Genomic DNA, 22,888 nt, shown 5'->3' with positions numbered 1-22,888 from the left:
AGAGTCATCGCAGGGAAGACGGGGAAATAGGAAGCTGCTGCAAAGCAACAACGCGAAAACCCCTGAGTCCGCTTGAGTTGCCCGCAGAATCGCACCTTCTGTAGGCAGCACGGCAATTGAGCGGATGGTCGAGCCACGAACCTCCACACTGCAATCGGTAATCAGATCCGCTTTCGCAAGCACCGCTGTCAGAGGGTGTGCCATTGTAGCCATCATGCCGGTAAAGTTCACACCATTCCCAAACATTCCCGTGCATATCGTACAAGCCAAACGCATTTGGGGGAAAACTTCCCACCACAGTAGTGTGGTGGCGGAAAAGTCCTCCAGGCACAGAACCGCAAGGATAGCTACCTTTATAATTAACTAAATCGGGAGTAATAGTTTCCCCGAAGTGAAAAGCCGTTGTCGTATCGGCCCGACAAGCATATTCCCATTCGGCCTCACTCGGCAAGCGATAGTTTTTCCCTGTTTTCTCAGACAACTTCTGACAGAAATTTACTGCATCGTTCCAAGTTACTTTTTCTACAGGCAGTTGCGCACCTTTAAACTCTGATGGGTTATTTCCCATCACCGCTTGCCATTGTTCTTGAGTGATGGGATATTTTCCTGCATAAAAAGTCGGTACAGTTACTTGATGCTGCGGACGTTCATGCTCTTGTCTACCGTACTCTGTTTCTGGCGAACCCATCATAAATGTGCCGCCGGGAATGTAAACCATATCGAGTACAACTCCATTACCTAAGTCTTCTCTGAAGTAATGAACCCATGACTTTCTCCGACTATTTTCTTTTCCATACGCATCGACTGTGATGACATCAAACTCAAATATAGGGAAATAGTTTTGTAAATGCTGTTGAATTTTCTCTTCCGATCGATCTTTCAGCAGCGAACAAGCAGAAATTTTCACCTGCATCGATTCATCGTGCAAAGCTTGAATTATTAATTTTAAACCGACTTCTCCATATTTGAGCGCTTCGGAGAGTGCGGCGATTCTCACTTCAACAATCGGCGAAGCCAATCGGCTTTTAACACCTGCAATTCCTCCGAGTACCGCCGCATTGACAGGAATTGAATTTTGGCCGCCAAGGACTGCATCGTATTCTCCGGGTCTGTCTTGCTCGTTTGGCATAGTATTTTGACCTCTGGACGATTGATATGTACGATGCGATCGTTATAACATTTATATAATGTATACGTCAATATCGATCGCTTATGCAGCCATAGGGTTTAAATATAAATCTCAAAATAAAAAATAGATACTGCGATTGCTTCGTTCCTCGCAATGACAAACATTGATTGAAGCGTATTGACTTATGCAGCTACGCTAAAAACCCGAAAAATAATTAGTTGCGCTTGGCGTTTTCACAGGCGACACTTAACAGACTTCGCAGGAGTCATAATGCCTTGCTCTTTAAGGTGAGAAGGTGCTAAGATGGCATTTTTTGTGTAACATTAGCTAGACAAAGATTAAGGATATCGGGCATGACAGCGACTGTGAATCGAGCCAACTCCGAATCAATTGCGGAAATAGTTGTGCGTGCTATTTTGAAGTGTAGGCTGTTGAACGCAAACATGAAGATATCGATCGCGATCGCACCAATTGTTGCTGGCATTCTGAGTTTCACTGCGCCGGTGCAAGCTTTGCAGGTGCAGGTGACACCGACAAATCCCGAACTGGGTGATACGCTGTCGGTAATTATTCAGGTTGACGGTAACAGCGGGGAAACTCCAAAAGTGTCTTTACAGCAGAAAAATTACCCTGCTTTTGCGATCGGCAATCGTCGCTTTCGGGCCCTGCTACCGACGACGCCGCTAGAGAAACCCGGTGCGCGCCTTCTGCAAGTCTCCGGTGACGGACAAGTGCAGAAGTTGAACGTGCAAGTGCGCGATCGAGCTTTTCCCACCCAATCCATCTGGCTACCGCCCGGGAAAGACGAAGAAGGTACAGATGCCGAATTCGATCGCGTGGACGCCTTTAAAGCGCTGGTGACACCCCAAAAATTCTGGGATGGCAAATTGTTGCGCCCCAACTCCGGCGAAATTACCACTATTTACGGCGTGCGCCGGTACTATAATGGGGTATTTGCTAAGGACTACTACCACCGGGGCGTCGATTACGCGGGCGCTTACGGTTCTCCTGTAGTTGCACCGGCAGCCGGTCGCGTGTCTCTGGTGGGCCGCGAATCCCAAGGGTTCAAAATCCACGGTAATGTAGTTGGTATCGACCACGGTCAAGGGGTAGCAAGTATTTTGATGCACCTGAGCCGGATTGATGTCAAGGAAGGCGATTTCGTGAAAGCGGGTCAAGTAATTGGTGGTTTGGGGTCAACGGGGGCTTCGACAGGCCCTCACCTGCACTGGGGACTTTACGTGCACGGGCAGTCTGTCGATCCGGTACCTTGGCGGCTTCAGGGAGTTGAGTAGGATTTTTTACCGATTTTGACGAATTTAACTGTCAATTATGGGGTAAGTTTGTGGCTGGGGCGTGCAGATAACTGTTCAGGGTTATCACTATTGGGTTATGATTTGTAGAAAAATTCTCAACTCAAGCCTCAAAACTCGAATCTCAAGACGCCAGCAATTGCGTCTTTACAAAACAAAACTGTATTAATGATGCCGTTGAGCGGGAAGCATATATGAGTATTGAAAAAATTGTTGAACAGGCTTTGCAAGACGGCTATTTAACGCCGTCTATGGAAGCTGAGGTAGGACGTATCTGCAATACGGCTTCTGAATTGTCGATCGAAGAGTACATGGCTCTCGATCGTCTGATGGGAGCTTTGTTGACCGGAGAAGTTGTGGTTCTGCCTCGCAAACAGTTCATCAATGTGATGGAAGAGTTGGTGCTTAGCGAGGCGATCGCTAGGGTGGCAGAAATTGAGGCGACGAGCGAGCAGAGTCTGGATGTGGGAGATATTGCGGCTTATGCTTTAAATAGGCTGCCGCCTCTGTACGCTACGACGGAAGAGGGAGCTCACTTTCAAAGGGCTAGGGCTAAGGAGCAACTTCACGATCTGATTTCCAAAGAAGTCAATGCAGCGATCGACCGCAACTTGGTCAGACCTGAACCCGTAAACCCCACAGCTTTGGGTAAGCCGTCTTCTGGAACTGAAGTTCTGTCAAATCTCAGCAATTGGCTGCAAGCTAACGCCGTTAATTTTGAGCCGCAGCCCTAGTACAACATCCAACAACTCTATTTTGGTTAAGTCGATCCCGCTCAATTTAAAAAGCGGGATTTTTAGTTTTTGAGCCACAAACATTCATCCGTCAGAAGCCAGAAAGCAGAAGCCAGAACTAAAGAAGAAAAAAATAGAATGCAAGAGTTTTATTTTTTTATAAATATATTTCTCTCTTTCTCTTCCTCTTCCTTCTTCACATCGATCCTCTTCCTTCTTCCTTCAAACGATTAATTATTGCTGTCAGAAGAGTCTCCTGAGGGGCCGGCAGTAACTTTTGTTTCTCGCTTTTCGCGTTTTTTGCGTTCCGCTTGGATGACATCTTGAAGCACTATTCGCGCTTGGGCCATTTTTTCCAAATTGCTGCGGTACAAATCTAAATCTTTGCTAACTTTGTCTTCAGGTAGATGCAAAGCTGCACTGATTTTGGCGATCGCGTCGTTGCGAGTTTCTTGGTTTTTTACCATCTCGGGGTCAGCTTTTTCTAACAGCGAGAACAAACCGATCGCGAATAAGCGACTGTACTTAAATTGAGCGTTGCTGGCGATCGCCCCTAAAGACGCTTGCAAATCTCCTGTATCTTCAAAGCTGGTGGAGCGATCGAGCCACGAGAGCAACTCCGACCCGGAAAGTCGCTCGGCCAAGCTTTCCAAGCGGTGAGCATCATGTTTGTAGCGATCGGGATCGTCTTCTAGGGCTTTGCACAAAGCGTTAAAAATCGACAGTCTGTCTGCTTCTGGGGCGTACCCGACCATGAATCGATCGAAAGCTGTCACCACGCCCAAAGCATAAATCGGGTCGTATTGAAAATCGACATTCGCCCAAAGCAAGTGCATTTCTACCATCAACTCTTCCACCACTCGACGGTAAATTGAGTTAATCGGCCGAGTGTGAATCGTATAGAAACTTCGCTTAGTATCTGAAACGGTACGGTTCTTGTTCACCTGAGTTTTATAGATAAATAATTGTGCCGCCACAGGTGGACCAGCGCGGCATGAGTAAAGTCGAGTCGATTGGCGATCGGGCTGACAAAAATTGCCAGTTTTTTTTAACTGTGCATCCGAGACTGCGAGGCAAAATTTTATTAAAAAGATTTTGCGGGCGATCGGCAGCAACAATTAATATGTCGCACTACCAGGGCAAAAGCCAAGTATCTTTACAATCATAGCTCTTCTGGGATCGGTGATAAATCTAATCTTCTGACTTTGCCGACCCTGCTCTGGCTTAGCACAATAATTTTTAATTGTCAAGCACTCATTTCTCAAAAATCACACAAACATGACAATTTCTCCTGAATTAAGAGCCTTAGCCCAGTACATGGCGGGCGAATTTGACAACCGGGAACAAGCGCTAGCAGACCCGGCTTGGTACGTCCACCTGCGTTTCTGGCAAAGACCCCTGCCGGTTGCTCTCTTGGACGAACCCAGCATTGCCCTGTTTGCGGAACAAGCCAACATTCTCGAATTAGACAAGCCCTACCGCCCCCGTATCGTGCAACTGAGGCACGTGAAGACAGCGCCCGGACAGATAGAAGCTCAATATTATATGTTCAAGGATATCGAAGCGGTCAAAGGAGCCGGTCGCAACCCCGACTTGCTGGCAAAACTAACTAGCGAGCAAATCGAACTTCTCCCCGGCTGCACCCTCTCGGTTGCGGTGCAAAATTTAGGCTCAAATCGCTATCGATTTCGGGCATCTCTGCCGGAGGGAACTCGTTGCTGCTTTACCTACGGCGGGCAAAATTACCAAGTAGACTTGGGATTTGAAGCGGCAGAGGAGGAATTTCTCAGCTACGACAAAGGAATTAGCCCCACGACAGGCAAGGCTATCTGGGGGGCTTTAATGGGCCCTTTTAGATTTGTCAAGCGTCAGGATTTTGCTTCTGAGATATTGGCCAATACACTTGGGATCGGATCGGACGGCGGTTGAAACCAGGTTTAGACAAAAAAATATCGGACGGCGGTTAGAAACCGCGTCTAGACAAAAAAATATCGGACGGCGGTTAGAAACCGCGCCTACACAAAAAAATATCGGACGGCGGTTAGAAACCGCGCCTACACAAACAAAGTCCGGATGGTGCGCGGACTAAAGAAGAAGATGGGGTAATTTTCACCGCCTTTGTCTTCAACCGGCGTCCGGCTTGTTTTGTGTGTGTAGACACGATTTCAATCGCCCGGTCTTCTTCAACCGGCGTCCGGCTTGTTTTGTGTGTGTGTAGACGCGATTTCAATCGCCCGGTCTTCTTCAACCGGCGTCCGGCTTGTTTTGTGTGTGTAGACGCGATTTCAATCGCCCGGTCTTCTTAAATTGCCCTTACACCGCAATCTATACAAGCTGGAGTGCTTAACTGGCGCGCGGCACCCCCTCTAGAGCTTCTTCTTCCGTTTCAAAGATTTCAAACACAGAATCCATCATGGTGACTTCAAACACCAGTTTGGCTTCTGGATGAACATTGCAAATGCGGAAACTTCCCTTAACTTTATCCGCATCGCGCATACCCGCTACCAACGAGGTCAGGCCAGAACTATCGATAAAGTTTACCTGACCAAGATTCACGACGACATGGCGGCTGAGTTTGGAAATACACTCTTGCAACTTGAGGCGGAATTGCCAAGCTGTCGTGATGTCCAACCGTCCTGTCGGTGCTAAGACGATAACTGTTGTACCGTCTTGAAGCGTGTGGGTTTTTTGATCAATATGAATCACTGACCCTTCCCTCAAATTTATTACTATTTATCGCGGTGGTTACTTTCTCAGTAGTTTAACTCAGGTCGGTGACTGCTGAGGCAACCAATTCGCCCAATCTTGCGGTTTTAAGAACTTTGAGTAGAGTTCGGCTTCTGGAGAGTTGGGTTCTGGCTCGAAACAATATTCCCAGCGTACCAAAGGTGGCAGGGACATGAGAATCGATTCGGTGCGTCCGTTGGTCTGTAAGCCAAAGGTCGTGCCCCGATCGTACACTAAGTTAAATTCAACGTAACGGCCGCGGCGGTAAAGTTGGAAATCGCGCTCGCGATCGCCGTATGCTTTCGATCGGTGTTTTTCAACAATTGGGGTGTAAGCCGGCAAAAATGCCCGCCCGCAGTCCTGTATGAAGGCGAACAGCGACTCCCAGCTTCTAGGTTCCGGGTTTCCAGCATTCTTGCTGTACTCAGCAGCTTTCCCTTTGACATTCTGGTCGCGGTAAAGCGGGCCTTGAGCGTTTTGGTAGTCAAAAAACAGGCCGCCGATACCGCGGGTTTCTTGGCGGTGCGGCAGGTAGAAATATTCGTCGCACCAGAGTTTAAAAGTAGGATAATAGTCCGAGTGGTGTTTGTCGCAAGCTGCTTTCAGAGTTTTGTGAAAATGAGCTGCATCCTCAGCCAACGGGTAATAAGGAGTCAAATCGACACCGCCGCCAAACCACCAAATCGGGCCCGCCTCAAAATAGCGGTAATTCAGGTGAACCGTAGGTAAGTAGGGATTGCGGGGGTGCAGCACCATTGAAGTGCCAGTGGCGTAGAAATCGTGACCGGCAGCTTCTGGGTGCTTGGCCAGAATCAAAGCAGGCAAACTTTCGCCCCAAACTTGGGAAAAATTGACTCCGCCTTGTTCAAACACATTGCCTTCGCGCATAACGCGAGAACGTCCGCCCCCGCCTTCGGAGCGTTCCCAAGAGTCCTCTTTAAATTTGCCACCGCCATCGAGCTGTTCGAGGGCTTGACAAATTTCGTCTTGTAGGCTTTTCATAAATTGGCTGACTCTAGCTCTAGAGTCAGCGGGTGGCAAAAACGGGGAAGTCGCGGTTTTAAGTGTTGTAGAAACTGTCATCCGATTTTAGATTTAAGATTTTAGATTGAAGAATTGAAGAATTGCGACCACGGATCAATTCGGGGATTGTGACCAAATTGCTTTCGGTCGTAGAAATTCTTGCCGATCGCATTTGAGTTTGAGATTGACCGTGAGTCCCAAATCCAGTCGCCATGTCATTATGCCACCGCAGGTCTGCAAATGATCGCTATGAAGTTACATTAAAAAATAGCAATAAAAATATACTTAAACTTGCGATCGAAAATTCGTTGACCAAATTGCAGAGCTATGGTGGAGAACACAATGCCCAATACACTCGATATTAGTTCAGTCTTAGAAATCCTGCGACCCGTGCAAGACCCCGAACTGCAAAAAAGTTTGGTGGAATTGAATATGATTCGTAACATTAAAATTGACGGCGGTGTCGTCAGTTTTACTCTAGTGCTGACAACGCCTGCTTGCCCGCTGCGAGAATTTATTGTTGAAGATTGCCAAAAAGCGGTCAAACAGTTGCCAGGAGTCGAAAAAGTGGCTGTGGAGGTGACAGCCGAGACCCCGCAGCAGAAAGGAGTGGTCGATCGCCAAGGCATAGAAGGCGTTAAAAATATTATCGCAATTTCCAGCGGCAAAGGCGGCGTCGGCAAAAGCACGGTGGCGGTAAATGTGGCTGTAGCCCTGGCGCAAACCGGCGCGAAGGTGGGTTTGCTGGATGCGGATATCTACGGGCCCAACGACCCAAATATGTTGGGTTTGGGGGACGCGAAAGTGATGGTTAGAGACTCAAAAAGCGGGGAATCCCTCGAACCCGCTTTCAACTACGGCGTCAAATTAGTGTCGATGGCGTTTTTAATTGACAAAGACCAGCCTGTTATTTGGCGCGGCCCGATGTTGAACGGGATCATCCGGCAGTTCCTCTATCAGGTGAATTGGGGCGATTTAGATTATCTGATTGTCGATATGCCTCCGGGTACAGGAGACGCGCAGTTGACAATGGCCCAAGCGGTGCCGATGGCTGGTACGGTGATTGTGACGACACCGCAGACGGTGGCTTTGTTGGACTCCCGCAAGGGGTTGAAGATGTTCCAGCAGTTGGGAGTGCCGGTGCTGGGAATTGTGGAAAATATGAGTTATTTTGTGCCGCCGGATATGCCCGACAAGCAATACGATATTTTTGGTTCCGGCGGCGGGGAAAGGACGGCGGCGGAGTTGGGAGTGCCGCTGTTAGGCCGCATTCCGCTGGAAATTCCGCTGCGGGAAGGTGGCGATTCGGGCGTGCCAATTGTGGTGGGGCAACCGGGTTCTGCTTCTGCTAGGGAGTTGCGGGCGATCGCGGGACGCATTGCCGGTAAAGTTTCTGTAGCAGCCCTAGCCTAACAAATTTAGTCTAGGACGCATGGAGGCCGAGAAACCGGGTTTTTGCACAAAAACACGGGTTGCAGCCCTAGGATTGATAAAAAACCCGGTTTCTGAGAGTCGCAGCCTGTCCGGGACTAAAACTTTCGTTCCCCTCCTCTGCCTCGCGTCTTCCTGTTGGCGAAGATTTGCCTAGTTCTCAGGCTCTGCTTGGGAACTAGAAACGAGAAACGGTAAGCTATAAAGAGTCAAACTTAACTTTCAAACAATTATGATTTTTCCAGGTTCGGCAGTTCGAGTTAAAGATAAGGGCGAGATTTACTACGGCTTTCAAGGACTTGTCCAGCGAGTTACTGACGGGAAAGTCGCGGTACTGTTTGAAGGCGGCAATTGGGACAAGCTGATCACGTTCCGGCTATCGCAATTGGATATTGTGGATGCTACGGCTGGCCGCGCGAAATAGTCATTAGTCATCAGCGCGAGCGTCCCCGCTCGCGAACGTTTAGGTAAGGTGCGCAGTGCGCACCCTACTAGAAGTTATTCGTAAGAGGTGCGCAGTGCGCACCCTACGTATAGAAGTTATTCGTAAGTCCTTTGATTGCAGTAAGGTGCGCAGTGCGCACCCTACGTATAGAAGTTATTCGTAAATCCTTTGATTGCAAAAGTACCCAAGTCTAACACAAAACTAATAACCAACAACTAATAACTAATAACTAATAACTAATAACTAAAATTATGCGTTTACCTTTACCCCAATTTGAAACAAAAGAACGCCATCCCGATCGCATTGCTGAAGTCATCGAGACGGCAACTACGGAGTTTTTGGCTCAATGTTTGGAACCGGATGACTTGAGTTTTCCGGTGATGCCGCCTTTTGGGAGTTGGGTAAAGGCGGAAGATGAAGAGTCGAAAAATCAAATTTACGGCGTAGTTTACCATGCTACCACTAGCCCGATCGACTCCGTGCACAGAGCCCGCGCCTTGGGTTTGTCCCTCGAAGAGTTGCGGGAAGAACAACCGCAGATTTTTGCGATGCTCAAAACCGAGTTTCGAGTGGCGATTGTGGGGTTTGAGAAGCCACCGGAAAGGTTGAACGGCCACGGCCCATCGAGGGGTACAATTTATCAGTATTTGCCACCCCGCCCGCCGCAAATTCACCAGGCGGTTTATCGCTGCGAACCGAATGAGGTGATTGATTTTACGGTGCAGTTAGATTTTTTGAGGACGCTGCTGGGGGTGACTAATGCGCCAGTGGATGCGCTGACGGCGGCGACGATTCGGGAGATTTATCAGTTGCGGATGCGCGATCGATCTTGGTTGGTGGAAGCGGGGAGGAGTTTGAGTGTTTTGTTGAAGGATGATTACGACAGATTGCGGGTGATTTTGAGTCAGATTCATCCCTAGGGTAAAGGTTAAGAATCAGAATAATAAACAGTTACATAGCCGTCGATCCAGTGGTCTTTATCTAAGGGATAACAGCTTATATGAAAGCCTTCTGGAGCATCTATAAAACCGGGCTGGGAAAGCGTTCTTGCCTTAGCAGCTTCGGCTAATATTTTAGTCGAATAAATACCGATTATTTTGTAGTCTTCGCGGTCGTCTCCGAATTCATGAACGTGCTGAAGAATAAAGACATTAACCATCTTCTTAAAATCATTTCAAAATCTCTTTTTAGATTGATTGTAGTACACAGCATTCACTCCAACCAGGCATCTAAATCTAATGTAAAGTGATGCGTATTTTGCAGCAAAAAAGAGCGACCTTGTTTAACTAAATTGCCTTGACAAATAACCGGAATTCTGGCTTGATAGGCTTTGACTGCCAGTTCGTATACTGGTTCTGCTAGTTCTAACTGAATGCGCCGCAGTTTGCCAACAATAACACCAGTCACAGTTAATTTTCCGGTGGCTGCTCCTTCTTGCAAGTTGGTTACGATGCCTTGAATGGTAATGTTAGGAGCTGATGTCAAGAGGTTACTGAGAATTTCGAGCTGGGAACGATTTTCGGCAATTTCTAGGGTTTGTAAAACTTCAGCCATCCGGCGAGGAAAATCTAAAAATTCTGGTTTCAATGGTAGAAGAATCTCGAACTCTTCTCCGGTTTCGCTGTGGCGATTCCAGATTGAAGCTTTATCTTCAATTTGCCGCACTTCTAGCCAGCGGTGCGTTTGGAGGTAGGTACGCACGCTTTCTGGTTCTAGGTGTTTGAGAATTTCTGGATCTCGAACGGTGACTATCATAGGGTTTGACCTGCTTCAATTCGCTGCATGAGAGTGGTGAGAGCTTTTACATTAAATATATTCTGTCTGGGTATGGAAACTGTGACAGTGGTTTGATTCTGGGTTGGAGGTTGACCAAGCAAAGAAACCCAATAACCGCAATATTGCAGGCAAAGTTCCTGTTGAGATTGGATGAGCCAATTGTCTAGATTATCGGGTACGACTACAACGACTAACAGTCGGGGAGTCAGAATATTTTCTACTTTTAAGTCATTGTAGTTTTTGACTTCGAGGGGATATCTAATTGCCTCGTCTCCAACTACATCCCTAGATGTACATTTTACCTGGAGTTCAAGCCTAGGATAGCGAATTATTCCACTTCCTATACCGCCAGCAAGAATGATATCAATCCCGTCAAAATCTAACGGTCTAGCTGCTACCTGGAAAGAGTAGCCTGCTGTGGAAGCAACTGCATAAATATAGGCATAGCTGAACTGTTCTTTTTGCTGGTTGATGTCCACGATGGCTATTTGTTGAATCTATGTTAAGTATAACTGGCATGGGGGCGATCGCCCCAGCCAGACTCTGGTATGTAACGAATAGTTGCTAATTGTCAACGTTCCTAGTGTAGCACAAGCGATGACAATCAGCAACGTTTACAGCGTCGTGACTCTCTGACAGAATCGGAAACATGGGAAAAGCAGGTAAAGCCCTCAGACAAATCTTGGAGGCATACGAGATCAGTCAATATCAATTGGCTGCAAAGATGGAGATCGATCGCTCAAACGTTAGCCGTTGGGTGAGTGAAGAACGAGATCCGTCGGCTGAGGCGGTATTTGCGATTAACAAGGCATTGCAGACTTTCAATCCGCAGGCGGCTTCGGAATTCGTTCGGTTGTATCTGGGAAATGACCCTAAAGACGGTTAGGTTTTGATGCGTGGAAGGCGATCGCACTTCATCCCGTTAAGTCTGATACTATTGGGAAATGCGGCCGATCGCACTTTGCGAACAGCTAAGTTTTATTTAAACAGCTTTCTAAAATCATATTATGGTGACACTTCAACTCAGACAACTCGATATTCCCCTAGGACAGCGATTGTTGCTACACGATGTTAGTTGGCCAGAATTTGAAGCGATTTTATCAGAACTGGGCGAACACCGTGCCGCCCGCTTAGCCTACAATCAAGGTTCGTTGGAGATTCGGATGCCTTTACCAGAACATGAGGTAAATAAAGAACTAATCGGCGATATGGTGAAGATATTGCTAGAAGAATTAGAAATAGATTGCGAGTGCTTTGGTTCGACTACATTTAAGCGAGAAACTAAAAAGAGTGGTGTGGAACCTGACCAATGTTTTTACATCCAAAACCATCAGGCGATGCGAGGAAAACGGCGGGTAGATTTGACAGTAGATCCGCCTCCCGATTTGGCAATTGAAATTGATGTCACCTCTAAAACGCAACTGGATGCTTATGAAGCTTTGCAAGTTCCTGAATTGTGGCGGTATGAAAATAACCAACTGCAAATTAACGTGCTAGAAGATGGGAAATATGTTAATTGTTTAAGTAGCCGCATCTTCCCAGGATTGCCGATTGTTGAACTGATAGCTGAGTTTGTCTCTCAAAGCGTTACTCTGGGGAGAAGCCCGACTTTGAGGGGTTTTCGCGATCGCATCCGACGGGCGATCGCCAATTAGTTGCAATAGTTTCTTAATGATTACTCTTCGAGTTTTTCCTCCAAATCATCTAAATACAAACGAATGAATTCCCCTGCTGCATCGGGATTGATTTGCTGCAATCCCTTGCGAATCTCTAAAACCGCTTCAGATGCCGGATCTCGATTCTCGTTAACCCAGCGGTTAATGCTCGATCGCCCAATGCCCATAATCGCTGCCAATTGATTTTGGCTGATGCCATAGGTTTCTAAAACCAGCTTCAGCGCCTTTCCTGCCTTGCTCATGGCTTCTATGTTGCCAGAAGCTCGCAACTAAGTAAAGATTGTTGACATTCGTCTACACTGAGGTAAGATAGTTTTGTTGACGATTGTCAGCAAATGGAGTCCGCTGCAACCTGCCCAAAAGCCGGGTGAAGTGATGAGCATTCTCATGCGTTACCTGCGGATGGAATAAAATAATCTAAACTTACGCAAAAAGTAGTTTGAATAGCCGTAAAGTGCTAAATATAAAGGTTTTGCCTAAGTTCAGACAAAATTAATTTCGGAACAAAAATATTTTATGTGGGTAGAGACAACAGCGCTAAATCAAGTTCCCGAATGGGGTGTATTGAAGGTAAAAGTTGAGGATACTTCGCTGATTTTGAATCGCCAAGGCGCGAAGGTCACTTGTTACCGCAATGCTTGCACTCATTTAGAATATCCGATCGACATGGGGAAAGTAAGTAATGGAATCATTACCTGTCCGTTTCACAAATTTCAGTTCAAGTTAGATAGCGGTAAATGTTTGAATGCACCCAGCGATGCCCTGGAATCTTACCCGGTAAAGATTGAGGGCGAGATCGTTTTTGTAGAAATTGGTTCGTAGTGAGGACTAAAGTCCTTCTTTGCTAAAATTCTGAGGACTGAAGTCCTCACTACAAACCTATAAGTAGTTAGTAGTAAGGATTTTAGTCCTTCTTTCCTAAAATGGATGCGGACTGAAGTCCTCACTACAAACGCGATCGCACTTTTCACCCTCAATCTATCAATTTCGCGCGCCGCTGGCGGAGGAAAATGGTCAAAAGCCCGATCGCCCCAACGATCAAAAGCAGCCATTCTTCCGGTTCAGGAACCCCAGAAACATTCAAAGGATTGTTCGGTTTAGTCAACTGTTCCTTACCAGATTCTACCTCGCGATCGAATCGATCGCTCTTAGCTTCCGCCGCCTTTAGCTGTTCCCTTTGCGCGTCATTAACCAACACAATCATCGAAGAATACGGCGTTACCACCTTAAAGTTTTTAGCCAACGAGTGCATCGCATCCAATTGAGTCAATTGATTCGCAGTTTTCTGTTTGCTAAGGGCGGTTATCAACTGCCGCGCAGCTATCGGTTTAAAACCTTCATTTTCATCATCTGTTATTTTCGGAACCGCCGCCGCCTTCGGAGTTTTACTGTAACTCCAAACATAGCCATCAATAACATTAACTACCGATTTCCCCGATGCTGCTGTCGTCGCCACTCGCTGCATCGCCTCTTTGATATCCGTAGCAACTCCGCCGCCGCTATCTTGAATCAGCTTTAAAGTTGCGTCGTCATAGCCCGGTGGTAAGCCTCCCAAATGCACACTCCATAGGGGTGAGGGCATGGAAACGGTGGTTTTGCGATCGTCCGATAACTCATAGCTGTGGCGATCGCTCACCAAAAACACAGTATCGTAACTTTTATCACCCCGCAACTTAGCAAACTGTTGCAGAATATCCTTAAGTTGGAGCGTACCATAAAACGTCAACTTTCCAGCATCAAAACTCCGCAAATCTTCCACCAACTTCGGCGGCATCCCCGCAGCACTCGCCACATACAAATCAACCGTATTTGCTTTTAAACTATTCGCTTTCAACCATTCAAAATTCTCCTTAACCTCCTTCGTTTCCCCCGCCATGCTGCGGGAAGTATCCAGAATCACTGCAAACTTCTTGCCCTGCGGCAGCGAATAATTTGCATCAACCAGCGGCTTAGCAGAAATCGTATTTTCTCCAGGCAAATTCGTCAGACGCGGTATTGCTTGCTGCTGCGAAACTGCTGGCACAAAAGCCGGCAACCAAGTTGCTTTTGCCTCTTTTCCCCTGTAATTTACCTGTTTTCCGGCAATCGTGCGGCGAGTATTTCCATCCCAATAAATGTTACGTTTTTCTGCCAAAACAGGCATCGCCCAACCCTGGGGCTGTCGCATGACTTTGTAAGTCAGCCACAGATTCATCTCCGTTGGTGCATCAGTTGGCGTGCCCGAAAACTCTCGTTTAGCCGGAATTGGAAAAGCTCGCAAGCGGTATTGTTTCGGGCCAACTTGTTCGAGCAAAGCCGGATCTACCCTTTCTCTCACCTGCTGGTTGTAAACTTGCTGGGCGGCTCCTCTGGGCGACACAGTAAATACAAAACGCTTGTTCAAATCCCCAGTATCGCCCAGCCAAACTCCGGTAACTGCGGCGCTTTCCGGCAGAGAAAAGTAATAGAATACTTCTTGCAAGTTAGGCGTTTGATTTTTGTAAACTTCGTAGAGTTGAACGTCAGCCCAATCGCCCTTTTCTGTGACTGTAACTTCTTGGGATTGCAACCAGACTTTTTCCTCATTGACATTCAGCAAACCTGCCTTAGCTTCTTCGCGGTTAGATGTTGACTGCACCGCGTGTTTTACTGATTCCATGTCACCTTTTTGAATCTCGGTATCGAAGAATCCAGCGTAGAGTTTTTCGGCTTTTTCAACATCTGAACTAGAGCCTTGATACAAAAACGGCGACATTAAAAAATTGTAGCTGTTCTGCACGTTGCGAGCCGCTGCATTAGGCAAACTCAAAGTATTTTTGTATATCTCATAAATGTGGTTGTTTTCTCCCACAGTGCTGAGGTACCGGTACGGAGATAAATAAGCATTAACTAAGCCCGATCGAATCATATCAGACTTGGCTAATAAAGTTTGACGGGCAGTATCATTTGCTGCGGGAGTTGCCAGCATTTTCATTGCTTGAATTTGCGGCTGCTGTAGCAAAGCCGCGAAAATCGCCAGCCAAGCCGCCATGACTCCCAAGCTGCCCATTATTGCCTGATTTTTCCCGTATTGCGAAGCAAAATTGCGAAATACTTTGCGCCCGGATTGGATGTAGAGAAAGCCGTAAAGCGAAGGCATTACCACGAACAAGCTGGAGGTAAAACCAAACAAAATTAAGGATAATGGGAGCCACCAGATTATAGAAAATGAGCTGTATTTTAGAGAGTCTATGAGTGGTGATACCCAAGCAAAACTAAAAAATCCAACTATTGTCACAATTGCCAGAGGTAGAGCGTAAAACATCAGCAATGTTGCCGCCCAAGTTCCAACTAGCAGCATTAAGCTGTGAAATCCTAATTGTATCCACGCACTTCGCTTTTTTCCCATGAATCCAATCGAACTAAGCTTGCTGTTGCCAGCATTTTGAGATGTTGAAAAATCTTGAAGATTTTCTTTTTTTCCCAGATATCCGTAGAGCATTTCTACTAAAAATGCTGCGATGCACAAAAGGATTGTAGCGATAATTAGCGAGCTAGCTGGATTCAGTTCTCGCAGCAAAAACAGCCTGATCGAGCACAGTAAAAACAACGGCGCTTCTACTCCGTAAAACAGGCGCATTAGCTGTAATGGTTGCTTGCGAAAACGCCTGAATCCGAGGATTGTAAATGCTGTAGGTACTGCTATCAACGCTGTTAGGGTTAAGGAAAATTCAAGGGGAATAATTCCGTCTATTGTGGCTTGAATCAACGGAATTGCCAGGTAAGGCAAAATTCCCAAATAAACTATTGACAAAAAGTTCAGGTTCCACAGCCAAAAGATTGACTGAAAAATTATGTTAAATGCCAGTTTGAGTTTCTTCATTTTTTCCTGCTGTTAAGCTATGATTGACCGTGTTGTGTACGGTAGTCGCGAAGTCTTGGATTTCAGGACTTTCTGGGTTTACGGAAGTGTCAAAAAGAATGGAAACTAGCACCCAAGTCTGGTTGCGATGGGTGATGTCGCTGCCGATGCGCGACAAGAAGTTATCTGTGGTTTGCGCTTGAGATTGCAGCCAGTATGCAGCGGATAGTTGGTTGTTTTTGAGATAGAGCCAGCGAGCGGTTACAGTAGGGGTTAGCTGTTTTTGTTCTATGCGATTGACGGAGATGCCGCTGGTTACAAAGCACAACTCTGGTGCGTGATAAGTCTGCCAAGATGTGCTGGCTACTGCGAGCATGGAACCGTGCAAGTTACCTGACACAAATCTCTTTTTTTCTGCTTTTGTGTCAGGGTAATTGCCGAAGAATCTTTGTTCGCTGGGATTCAGGGGGATTGCTTCGGATATAATTTGTTGGGGAAATTTCAACGGGGCGATCGCTACTTTTGTACTTTCTACATGATACAATTGAGAAATTAGTGCTAAAACAGCTACGGTCGCAATTAGTCCAGCTTTTGCCAGAGGCTGATTTTTCAGTATTTCCGAATCTCGTTGCGAGTTAAAATCAATTTGTTTTGTTGCCTGAAATTTGGGGACTTGTTGCAGCATCAACCAACTTACAAAACAACCGCAGACTAAACCCACAATTCCCAGCGGTACGTGGAGGATTTCTGCATAAGTTGGCTGTTGCAAAACTTGGGCAACCAGCACTAAGACGACAACTCGCAAAGCGTTAGCAGACAACAACATTAACAAGTTAGCAGCGCATACTGCCAGCCATTGAAAACTCAATTTTCGGCTTTCTAACCAGGTAGCTACTAGCAAAAATAGCGTCCCGACTAAGAGGGTTTTAATGCCGCTGCAAGGTACGTCAACGTGAGCGATGCCGTTTTCTAAAATCAGGATATCGTAGGAAGAAATAGCTCCCACGTGCAGGAATGAGAGCAACTGTTCTACTACGTGAGCAGTCATCACTCGTGCTGGTAAGCCGAGGCCGCTATTAAACTGATTGCTGAAGGGTAAAATACAAGCCAGCAAGCCGGCAATTGGCAAGTTTTTTTGCCAAAAATTCGGTTCCGCAAAGAAGCCCGACAGCCCGTAAGTTCCCAGGATAAATAGCAGTACGCTAAGTTGTGGGATATTAATTATGCACCCTGGGCCGATCGCCAAAACACCCGCACCCAACATTAACAGCAGCGGATTGCGCCTCAAAACGAAGTTTGGGGAAAATGCCCGCGGGCGATCGCCCGAAATGAGAGATCGCACTACTAATGCTACAATCAGAAAAACAATTGCTATCTTGTACAGTGTCGATATCTCAACAAACGACGATAACAGCCACTTAACAGCCGAGATATTCGCCCAGAACCAAGCAAGCGCCAGGAAAAAAGGAGCCAGCCAAACCAAATTAACCGCCTGAGGGGGACTAACAGAATCGGGAATTCCCGAATCGGGAATATTGGTGCGCTGCATGATACCGCTTGACATTCACATTGATGAAATCTTAGCTCAGCAAAATAGGTAATGCCTAGACCTATAAATTAAGTTTTGTCAAGCTTCTATTTTCTATACATAAATGTTAGCCTTATAATAATTTTATCGGAGGTAAAAATGAGCGAAAAAACTACAGGATACAAAATTCTTAGCGACAACCGACAAGCGCGCCATCTGTATGAAATTATAGATACATATCAGGTGGGCATCGAGTTGAAGGGAACCGAAGTCAAATCGATTCGGGAAGGAAAAGCGAATTTGCGGGACGGATACGCTTTGGTTAAAAATGGCGAAATATGGCTGATTAACGTTCATATTTCGCCGTGGAGAAGTGCTAGCAACTATTTTAATCACGAGCCTCGCCGCACCCGCAAATTGCTGATGCACAAGCAGGAAATTCGCAAATTAATCGGCAAAGTGGAAGAAAAAGGATTGACTTTAGTGCCGTTAAAAATGTATTTGAAAGGTGGCTGGGTAAAACTTGATATTGGTTTGGGGAAAGGCAAAAAACTGCACGACAAGCGCGAAGATTTGAAGAAACGCGAAGACAAGCGGGATATGGAACGCGCGATGAAGCAATTTTAGTCATCAGTCATTAGTGATTAGTCGGTAAACAGTCAACTGTCACCTATCAACCCAACGACTGTGCTCTTCGGGCAGGGGGGCAAGCTGTCAACTGTCAACAGTCATCAGTTATATTATGTCCGATCGATGACCATAATAAAAATGGTTTGTAGTGCGGACTTCAGTCCGCAGCTTCAGAGCGGACTGAAGTCCGCACTACAAACTGTTCGCGCGTGCCCTTAATCGAGCGGACACCATATCATCAGTCATCATTCGGTAAACGGTAAACTGTCTTCTCTCAACCCTTCTATTGAATTCTTCGGGCTCTTCTGTCAACAGTCAACAGTCAACTGTCAACTGTCCTGCTTCCCGCTTCAATCTTCAATCTTCTTAAAAATATCCGGATTGCTTGGGGAGTCCCGCGAAGGGTTAACCTATGCTCGAATACATCTAGGTAATCGCAGCATGACGCAAGCATTCTGCTGTGGATTTGCAAACCATAAATGAGAAATGAGCTCAAGCCTGAGTCATTTCGTAAGATTATGATGCCATGAGGGTGGCAATTAAATCTAGACAGCAAAATATCTCAACTCTCAAGTTAAAAGATGCTAAAAACGACACCGTTAGCTAACATTTTTAATGTCATGAAAGAGCCAACAAAAAAGCATCATCAATCTAAGTGGGGGGCATTCCTACTGATGCTAGCAGTAGGCTTTGGTGGCTGGCAATTTGGGTTGCCGGAACTCGCCTCACTGTTTAATAATAGGGGCTTTGAAAACTACAAAGCCAATCGATTGGCTGATACTCAAAAAGCCTATGAGTTAGCCCTCTTCGTAGATCCCAAAAGCCGAACAGCTCTTTACAATCTGGGATGGCTTTGCGAAGAGGTGCAAGATTTAGAGTGCGCCCGAGGAAAATACCTGCAAGCTGCCAAACTGGGTCTCCCTGCTGCTTACAGCAATTTAGCTCGATTATATATAGTAGAGAAGAAAAACTATGCTGCTGCTGTTCACTTGCTGTGGCAAGGTTTAAAATTAGCTGAGGACGATCGAGTAAAATATTCCTTACTCAAAAATTTGGGATGGGCTCGGCTGAAACAGGGTAGATATTCAGAGGCATTGCAGCATCTGGATGCAGCGATTAAGCTTGATAGTGAAAGATCGGCAACTTACTGCTTAAAAGCGCAAGTCCTAGAAGGGATGAACAAGACGAAGGAAGCGCTACCGCAGTGGAAAACTTGTCTAAAGTATGCGGATTCCCAGGAATTCGATGAGGATATATGGATAGGAATGGCACGTCAACGATTAAAAAAGGAAAAAACAAATAAATGAAACGCACAGTTTTGCTTTCATCAACCATGCTGGCAATTATAACGGTAATGGAGCTAAGTCAAGCCTCAAGAGCAATGCCAACTCCTGCAACTGTTACGCCCACAGTAAATGAATCAGTCGAAACGCTGTTCACATCGAATCAGTCTACGACGTGGCGGCGGTGCAAAGATAAAGATGGATATTATGCGTGTCCGAGATTTGCAATGCCTTCGGATACCGAAGAATAAGAGTTATTTTCAATAATTTTTGTAGAGTTCGCCACTAGCACTTTACACTAACAGGTATGTAGTATGTAGTAGTAGTTATGTAGGTGCGCGCCGCGCACCTTATACCATTTGAGATTTGAGATGTGAGATTTTCTATTTTTAGATTTGAGATTAAAGAATTGGAAATAACTGATGACTATCATCGCTTGCAGCTTTAGGAAAGCTGCAAGCTTTTTTGGCACTGGAATCCTTTCCAAGGGGGGATAAAACCCCGCCCTCACTTTTATAGGTTCGATCGCTCCCGAGTGCTATATATCTACTCGGGCTGTGTCAAAGCTGAATCTTGCTGCTGCTGAGAATTGCTGTAAAAACTAGCAATAATCGCCACCATCAACCACCAAAGCATATTAACTTCCGGCCGGTACCAAACGGTATCGACAAAACCGTGGGCCATCATGCCGGTTAAAGTTGCGATCGCCCCAATCAACCAAAACCCCTGATTTGAGTTGAGATTTGGGGATGCTTCCTGCGAGTTAGAGCTGTTAAATTGTGCGTCGCGCAATTTTTTGATCTGCAACAAACCTTGATTGACGGTGACAATCATCAGCCACAAGAAACACATTAAACCGATAAAACCAGTTTCGACGGCAATTTCGAGCAGCACAGAATAGGCGCTCAAAGCAGTGAATTTCGGCTTCATATAAAGCGGATAAACTTTATTAAAAGCAGTATTTCCCGGCCCAATGCCGATAATTGGCCGATCGCGAATCATGTCAATCACCGCAGTCCAAACATTAATCCGAAAATTGTTGCTGCTGTCGCCGCGGCCGATAAACATACTGGAAACTCGATCGCGCAAGGGAGCCACCAAAAGCACTCCCAAAACTAACGCCCCAGCCAAACCTCCTAACCCTAACGGCAGGGCCCAAGTGCGCCAGAACCTAGGCATCAAAGGGCTGTACCAGTACCAAAGCAGCACTAAAAACACCACAAGCAGAGCGACAAAACCGATCCAAGCGCCGCGGCTGTCGGTGTATCGCAAACACGCACAATTCACCACCAGCATCGTCAGCGCTAAAAGTTTGGTGCCCCATCCTTGCCAGACAAAAAGCGCGGCGGCGCTCAAGGCAATGGCTGGCAGCAAATAGGAACCGAGCAAGTTGGGATTGCCCAAAAAACTGTAAACTCGGGTGACATCGGCTTGGGTAGAAGTCGGATCGTTCCAAGTAGCTAATGGTGGCACTTTATCAATCCACTGCCGCACGCCGTAGAAACTGACAATTAAAGCAACATTAAGATATACGGCTATTAACCACGATCGCAAAGGGGAATCTCGCAATATCCGCGCCATCAGGGCAAAAAATAGCAAATACAGGGTGAGTTTGCTCCAACCTGTGAAAGCGGCGGCTTTCACCGGCGACATTGCTGTGGCGACGGTAGCAATGCCCCAGTACAAAAGTACCAGCAAGTGAATGGGTGTGAGGGCGATCGCGCGATCGTCGGAAATAGTCAGCAGCACCCAAAATGCAGCGCCAGCAGCCATCAACAGCCCCACCAGGGCGTTGTTCACAAACGGGCCCATACCGAAAGTCAAGGCGAGCAAAGCAAAACCCAAGGGTTGGGCCCACTGCATCAGCCAGCTACTCTGCCGCCAACTGCGCGCATTGCCGATCGCAAAATTCAATAAATAACTGGCATTTTGCCACTGAGAGAGCGGCAAATTTGCCATAGTTAACTGTTGCCAAACTGAATTCATTTTTAGATTTGTACTTGGTAATTGGGCATGGGGCATGGGGCATTGGCCTTCCCTGGTCATTGGCCTTCCCTGGTCATTGGCCTTCCCAGGGCATTGGCCTTCCCAGGTTATTGGTTATTAGTTATTAGGGGCAATTTAGCATTGCTTATTACTGAAAATTTGTTAGTTATTTTATTATAAAACAACTAACAAGTAACAACTAATAACAACTGTCAACAGTCAACAATCAACATTCAACTAACTTCATCCCTTAACAACCAACAACCAACAACTAACAACTAACAACTAACAACTAACAACTAACAACTAACAACTAACAACTAACAACTAACAACTAACAACTAACAACTGTCAACTGTCACAGGTCAACCGTCAACTGTCACAGGTCAACTGTCAACTGGTTTTTACCCTTCCAACAACTCGGTAGCATTGATGCAGGGTAGCCAGAGCACGTAGCGATATCCAGATTCCGGAGTGCCTTGAATCGAGAGTTGGCCGCCTTGAATTTCCACCAACTGGCAGCAAAGCAGCAGCCCCAAACGTTCCCTAGCGCCGTAACCAGCTAGCACCGGTGCGGTATCCGCAGCATTCTCGGCCACCAAAGCCGCCAACTCAGCAAACTCCAGCGTTAATCGCTGCGAAGCCTGTGTCTGTGACGCCAGTTGCGGTTCGAGTCCGAGAAAGCTGGTTTCGGAGTTCGATCGACCACCGCTACCGCTAGCCGATCCCACCTTTAGCAAGTAGTCGGAGTAGAGTTTAGCATGGGGCAAACTTTCACCCAACCAAGGATGAAAAACCCAAACTCCGATGTTGATCCCCTCTTCTTTCCGAGAAAGGTGGACTCGAATCACGCTGCCTGCCCCAGCGGATTGAATAATGCTAAAAATTAAGTGGTGGAGCATTTGCTGAACTTTATCCTTATCGGCCAACCAGATGCGGGGCCCGGGCCCCATGGACAAGTTAATTTCTTGCTCTCGCTTACTTGCCGCGGGCAACAGGGTTGTCACAACTTGCTGACACAAAGTTTCTATATCAACTGCGGTTCGCTTCAATGTGAAAGCGGTATCGTCTAGTTCTGCAAGTTCCAAAATTTCTTCAACTAGCGATCGCAAAGACCGGCTGCTGTCTTCGATCACGTCGATATATTCTTTTTGCTTGCTGGTTAAGGGGCCGTAAATTTCTTGGTTCAACACGCTTGCCATGCCGAGGACAGAAGTGAGCGGGGTGAGCAATTCTTGAGCTAAATGATTCAGCAGTTTTACCTTAATTGAGTTAGTAGATAAATCGATAGGTTTGTTATTCATCTGTTATTTTTGTTGGTTCATTATGGAGAGTATTTTGTTAGAGCCAGTCCAGTTAAACCCTTGTAATTAAGGTGGCAGTCAGG

Annotated in this window: 25 protein-coding genes; 13 read left to right on the top strand and 12 right to left on the bottom strand. The window is 46.5% G+C overall.

What is annotated here, in order from left to right:
* Positions 1-4: 4 nt before the first annotated feature.
* The gene (locus JGK39_RS05555; protein WP_293247693.1) at positions 5-1,129 is read right to left on the bottom strand and encodes a formylglycine-generating enzyme family protein; all 1,125 of its coding nucleotides are present in this window, start codon (positions 1,127-1,129) and stop codon (positions 5-7) included.
* A gap of 443 nt (positions 1,130-1,572) precedes the next feature.
* Here JGK39_RS05555 and JGK39_RS05550 point away from each other — a divergent pair, with 443 nt between their 5' ends.
* Together JGK39_RS05550 and JGK39_RS05545 are read left to right on the top strand one after the other, a co-directional pair.
* Positions 1,573-2,424, top strand: a complete 852-nt coding sequence (locus JGK39_RS05550; protein ID WP_293247817.1) for a M23 family metallopeptidase — start codon at positions 1,573-1,575, stop codon at positions 2,422-2,424.
* Positions 2,425-2,636: 212 nt separating this feature from the next.
* Positions 2,637-3,176: a late competence development ComFB family protein gene (locus JGK39_RS05545; RefSeq protein WP_293247696.1), complete on the top strand. Its 540-nt coding sequence runs from the start codon at positions 2,637-2,639 to the stop codon at positions 3,174-3,176.
* A gap of 230 nt (positions 3,177-3,406) precedes the next feature.
* Here the strand turns inward: JGK39_RS05545 and psb29 are convergent, their stop codons facing one another.
* Positions 3,407-4,120: a photosystem II biogenesis protein Psp29 gene (gene psb29, locus JGK39_RS05540; protein ID WP_293247819.1), complete on the bottom strand. Its 714-nt coding sequence runs from the start codon at positions 4,118-4,120 to the stop codon at positions 3,407-3,409.
* A gap of 23 nt (positions 4,121-4,143) precedes the next feature.
* Between psb29 and JGK39_RS05535 the strand changes: the two genes are divergently transcribed.
* Together JGK39_RS05535 and JGK39_RS05530 are read left to right on the top strand one after the other, a co-directional pair.
* Positions 4,144-4,344, top strand: coding sequence for a hypothetical protein (locus tag JGK39_RS05535; RefSeq protein ID WP_293295645.1), 201 nt, complete (start codon positions 4,144-4,146; stop codon positions 4,342-4,344).
* 110 nt (positions 4,345-4,454) lie between these two features.
* Positions 4,455-5,105, top strand: coding sequence for a chromophore lyase CpcT/CpeT (locus tag JGK39_RS05530; protein ID WP_293247703.1), 651 nt, complete (start codon positions 4,455-4,457; stop codon positions 5,103-5,105).
* Positions 5,106-5,519: 414 nt separating this feature from the next.
* On the opposite strand, the gene JGK39_RS05525 is transcribed toward JGK39_RS05530, so the two are convergent.
* Both JGK39_RS05525 and hemF read right to left on the bottom strand, forming a co-directional pair.
* Positions 5,520-5,882, bottom strand: coding sequence for an STAS domain-containing protein (locus JGK39_RS05525; protein WP_006631392.1), 363 nt, complete (start codon positions 5,880-5,882; stop codon positions 5,520-5,522).
* Between the two features lie 60 nt (positions 5,883-5,942).
* The gene (gene hemF / locus JGK39_RS05520; RefSeq protein ID WP_293247722.1) at positions 5,943-6,986 is read right to left on the bottom strand and encodes an oxygen-dependent coproporphyrinogen oxidase; all 1,044 of its coding nucleotides are present in this window, start codon (positions 6,984-6,986) and stop codon (positions 5,943-5,945) included.
* 282 nt (positions 6,987-7,268) lie between these two features.
* Between hemF and JGK39_RS05515 the strand changes: the two genes are divergently transcribed.
* The 3 genes from JGK39_RS05515 to JGK39_RS05505 all read left to right on the top strand — a co-directional run bounded on the left by JGK39_RS05515 (position 7,269) and on the right by JGK39_RS05505 (position 9,722).
* Positions 7,269-8,339 carry an Mrp/NBP35 family ATP-binding protein gene (locus tag JGK39_RS05515; protein WP_293247725.1) on the top strand — a complete coding sequence of 357 codons (1,071 nt, stop codon included), beginning with the start codon at positions 7,269-7,271 and terminating at the stop codon, positions 8,337-8,339.
* A 250-nt stretch (positions 8,340-8,589) separates the two neighbouring features.
* Positions 8,590-8,781: an NAD(P)H dehydrogenase subunit NdhS gene (locus JGK39_RS05510; RefSeq protein ID WP_293185343.1), complete on the top strand. Its 192-nt coding sequence runs from the start codon at positions 8,590-8,592 to the stop codon at positions 8,779-8,781.
* Positions 8,782-9,053: 272 nt separating this feature from the next.
* Positions 9,054-9,722 (top strand): HAS-barrel domain-containing protein, encoded by a 669-nt coding sequence (locus tag JGK39_RS05505; protein ID WP_293247728.1) that lies wholly within the window; start codon positions 9,054-9,056, stop codon positions 9,720-9,722.
* Positions 9,723-9,730: 8 nt separating this feature from the next.
* Here the strand turns inward: JGK39_RS05505 and JGK39_RS05500 are convergent, their stop codons facing one another.
* Genes JGK39_RS05500 through JGK39_RS05490 form a run of 3 tightly spaced genes read right to left on the bottom strand, consistent with a single transcriptional unit; the run spans position 9,731 to position 11,057 of the window.
* Entirely contained in the window at positions 9,731-9,961 is a 231-nt protein-coding gene (locus JGK39_RS05500; protein WP_293247731.1) for a hypothetical protein, read from the bottom strand.
* A gap of 53 nt (positions 9,962-10,014) precedes the next feature.
* Positions 10,015-10,557 (bottom strand): hypothetical protein, encoded by a 543-nt coding sequence (locus JGK39_RS05495; RefSeq protein WP_293247734.1) that lies wholly within the window; start codon positions 10,555-10,557, stop codon positions 10,015-10,017.
* Positions 10,554-11,057: a DUF4365 domain-containing protein gene (locus tag JGK39_RS05490; protein ID WP_293247737.1), complete on the bottom strand. Its 504-nt coding sequence runs from the start codon at positions 11,055-11,057 to the stop codon at positions 10,554-10,556. Before JGK39_RS05490 ends, JGK39_RS05495 begins: the two co-directional genes overlap by 4 nt.
* Positions 11,058-11,227: 170 nt before the next feature.
* Between JGK39_RS05490 and JGK39_RS05485 the strand changes: the two genes are divergently transcribed.
* Complete coding sequence (locus JGK39_RS05485) at positions 11,228-11,464, top strand: helix-turn-helix transcriptional regulator (protein ID WP_293247740.1); 237 nt, start codon at positions 11,228-11,230, stop codon at positions 11,462-11,464.
* 121 nt (positions 11,465-11,585) lie between these two features.
* Positions 11,586-12,233: a Uma2 family endonuclease gene (locus JGK39_RS05480; RefSeq protein WP_293247743.1), complete on the top strand. Its 648-nt coding sequence runs from the start codon at positions 11,586-11,588 to the stop codon at positions 12,231-12,233.
* 20 nt (positions 12,234-12,253) lie between these two features.
* On the opposite strand, the gene JGK39_RS05475 is transcribed toward JGK39_RS05480, so the two are convergent.
* Positions 12,254-12,496 carry a helix-turn-helix transcriptional regulator gene (locus tag JGK39_RS05475; RefSeq protein WP_293247746.1) on the bottom strand — a complete coding sequence of 81 codons (243 nt, stop codon included), beginning with the start codon at positions 12,494-12,496 and terminating at the stop codon, positions 12,254-12,256.
* 274 nt (positions 12,497-12,770) lie between these two features.
* On the opposite strand from JGK39_RS05475, the gene JGK39_RS05470 reads away from it, so the two are divergent.
* Positions 12,771-13,076, top strand: coding sequence for a Rieske (2Fe-2S) protein (locus JGK39_RS05470; RefSeq protein ID WP_293247750.1), 306 nt, complete (start codon positions 12,771-12,773; stop codon positions 13,074-13,076).
* Positions 13,077-13,227: 151 nt separating this feature from the next.
* On the opposite strand, the gene JGK39_RS05465 is transcribed toward JGK39_RS05470, so the two are convergent.
* Positions 13,228-16,095 (bottom strand): TIGR02921 family PEP-CTERM protein, encoded by a 2,868-nt coding sequence (locus JGK39_RS05465; protein ID WP_293247753.1) that lies wholly within the window; start codon positions 16,093-16,095, stop codon positions 13,228-13,230.
* Entirely contained in the window at positions 16,070-17,623 is a 1,554-nt protein-coding gene (xrtO, locus tag JGK39_RS05460; protein ID WP_293247756.1) for an exosortase O, read from the bottom strand. Before xrtO ends, JGK39_RS05465 begins: the two co-directional genes overlap by 26 nt.
* A gap of 138 nt (positions 17,624-17,761) precedes the next feature.
* On the opposite strand from xrtO, the gene smpB reads away from it, so the two are divergent.
* The 3 genes from smpB (at position 17,762) to JGK39_RS05445 (ending at position 19,766) form a co-directional block, all read left to right on the top strand.
* Positions 17,762-18,229 carry an SsrA-binding protein SmpB gene (gene smpB, locus JGK39_RS05455; RefSeq protein WP_293247759.1) on the top strand — a complete coding sequence of 156 codons (468 nt, stop codon included), beginning with the start codon at positions 17,762-17,764 and terminating at the stop codon, positions 18,227-18,229.
* A gap of 584 nt (positions 18,230-18,813) precedes the next feature.
* Positions 18,814-19,539: a tetratricopeptide repeat protein gene (locus JGK39_RS05450; protein WP_293247762.1), complete on the top strand. Its 726-nt coding sequence runs from the start codon at positions 18,814-18,816 to the stop codon at positions 19,537-19,539.
* Complete coding sequence (locus tag JGK39_RS05445; RefSeq protein WP_293247765.1) at positions 19,536-19,766, top strand: Osc7112_2153 family protein; 231 nt, start codon at positions 19,536-19,538, stop codon at positions 19,764-19,766. The genes JGK39_RS05450 and JGK39_RS05445 overlap by 4 nt, the downstream gene beginning before the upstream one ends.
* Before the next feature lie 295 nt (positions 19,767-20,061).
* Here the strand turns inward: JGK39_RS05445 and JGK39_RS05440 are convergent, their stop codons facing one another.
* Both JGK39_RS05440 and JGK39_RS05435 read right to left on the bottom strand, forming a co-directional pair.
* Positions 20,062-21,501 (bottom strand): IctB family putative bicarbonate transporter, encoded by a 1,440-nt coding sequence (locus tag JGK39_RS05440; RefSeq protein ID WP_293247768.1) that lies wholly within the window; start codon positions 21,499-21,501, stop codon positions 20,062-20,064.
* Between the two features lie 404 nt (positions 21,502-21,905).
* Positions 21,906-22,805, bottom strand: a complete 900-nt coding sequence (locus JGK39_RS05435; protein WP_293247771.1) for a histidine kinase dimerization/phospho-acceptor domain-containing protein — start codon at positions 22,803-22,805, stop codon at positions 21,906-21,908.
* Between the last annotated feature and the right edge of the window lie 83 nt (positions 22,806-22,888).

The organism is Microcoleus sp. PH2017_12_PCY_D_A (assembly GCF_020738565.1).
GTDB lineage: Bacteria > Cyanobacteriota > Cyanobacteriia > Cyanobacteriales > Microcoleaceae > Microcoleus.
This window is presented reverse-complemented; position numbering and strand designations above follow the sequence as displayed.

Coding starts and splice junctions, on each gene's coding strand:
- JGK39_RS05555 (WP_293247693.1), bottom strand. CDS start 1,129: ATGCCAAACGAGCAAGACAGACCCGGAGAATACGATGCAGTCCTTGGC.
- JGK39_RS05550 (WP_293247817.1), top strand. CDS start 1,573: ATGAAGATATCGATCGCGATCGCACCAATTGTTGCTGGCATTCTGAGT.
- JGK39_RS05545 (WP_293247696.1), top strand. CDS start 2,637: ATGAGTATTGAAAAAATTGTTGAACAGGCTTTGCAAGACGGCTATTTA.
- JGK39_RS05530 (WP_293247703.1), top strand. CDS start 4,455: ATGACAATTTCTCCTGAATTAAGAGCCTTAGCCCAGTACATGGCGGGC.
- hemF (WP_293247722.1), bottom strand. CDS start 6,986: ATGACAGTTTCTACAACACTTAAAACCGCGACTTCCCCGTTTTTGCCA.
- JGK39_RS05515 (WP_293247725.1), top strand. CDS start 7,269: ATGCCCAATACACTCGATATTAGTTCAGTCTTAGAAATCCTGCGACCC.
- JGK39_RS05510 (WP_293185343.1), top strand. CDS start 8,590: ATGATTTTTCCAGGTTCGGCAGTTCGAGTTAAAGATAAGGGCGAGATT.
- JGK39_RS05505 (WP_293247728.1), top strand. CDS start 9,054: ATGCGTTTACCTTTACCCCAATTTGAAACAAAAGAACGCCATCCCGAT.
- JGK39_RS05500 (WP_293247731.1), bottom strand. CDS start 9,961: ATGGTTAATGTCTTTATTCTTCAGCACGTTCATGAATTCGGAGACGAC.
- JGK39_RS05495 (WP_293247734.1), bottom strand. CDS start 10,557: ATGATAGTCACCGTTCGAGATCCAGAAATTCTCAAACACCTAGAACCA.
- JGK39_RS05485 (WP_293247740.1), top strand. CDS start 11,228: ATGGGAAAAGCAGGTAAAGCCCTCAGACAAATCTTGGAGGCATACGAG.
- JGK39_RS05480 (WP_293247743.1), top strand. CDS start 11,586: ATGGTGACACTTCAACTCAGACAACTCGATATTCCCCTAGGACAGCGA.
- JGK39_RS05475 (WP_293247746.1), bottom strand. CDS start 12,496: ATGAGCAAGGCAGGAAAGGCGCTGAAGCTGGTTTTAGAAACCTATGGC.
- JGK39_RS05470 (WP_293247750.1), top strand. CDS start 12,771: ATGTGGGTAGAGACAACAGCGCTAAATCAAGTTCCCGAATGGGGTGTA.
- JGK39_RS05465 (WP_293247753.1), bottom strand. CDS start 16,095: ATGAAGAAACTCAAACTGGCATTTAACATAATTTTTCAGTCAATCTTT.
- xrtO (WP_293247756.1), bottom strand. CDS start 17,623: ATGCAGCGCACCAATATTCCCGATTCGGGAATTCCCGATTCTGTTAGT.
- smpB (WP_293247759.1), top strand. CDS start 17,762: ATGAGCGAAAAAACTACAGGATACAAAATTCTTAGCGACAACCGACAA.
- JGK39_RS05450 (WP_293247762.1), top strand. CDS start 18,814: ATGCTAAAAACGACACCGTTAGCTAACATTTTTAATGTCATGAAAGAG.
- JGK39_RS05445 (WP_293247765.1), top strand. CDS start 19,536: ATGAAACGCACAGTTTTGCTTTCATCAACCATGCTGGCAATTATAACG.
- JGK39_RS05440 (WP_293247768.1), bottom strand. CDS start 21,501: ATGAATTCAGTTTGGCAACAGTTAACTATGGCAAATTTGCCGCTCTCT.
- JGK39_RS05435 (WP_293247771.1), bottom strand. CDS start 22,805: ATGAATAACAAACCTATCGATTTATCTACTAACTCAATTAAGGTAAAA.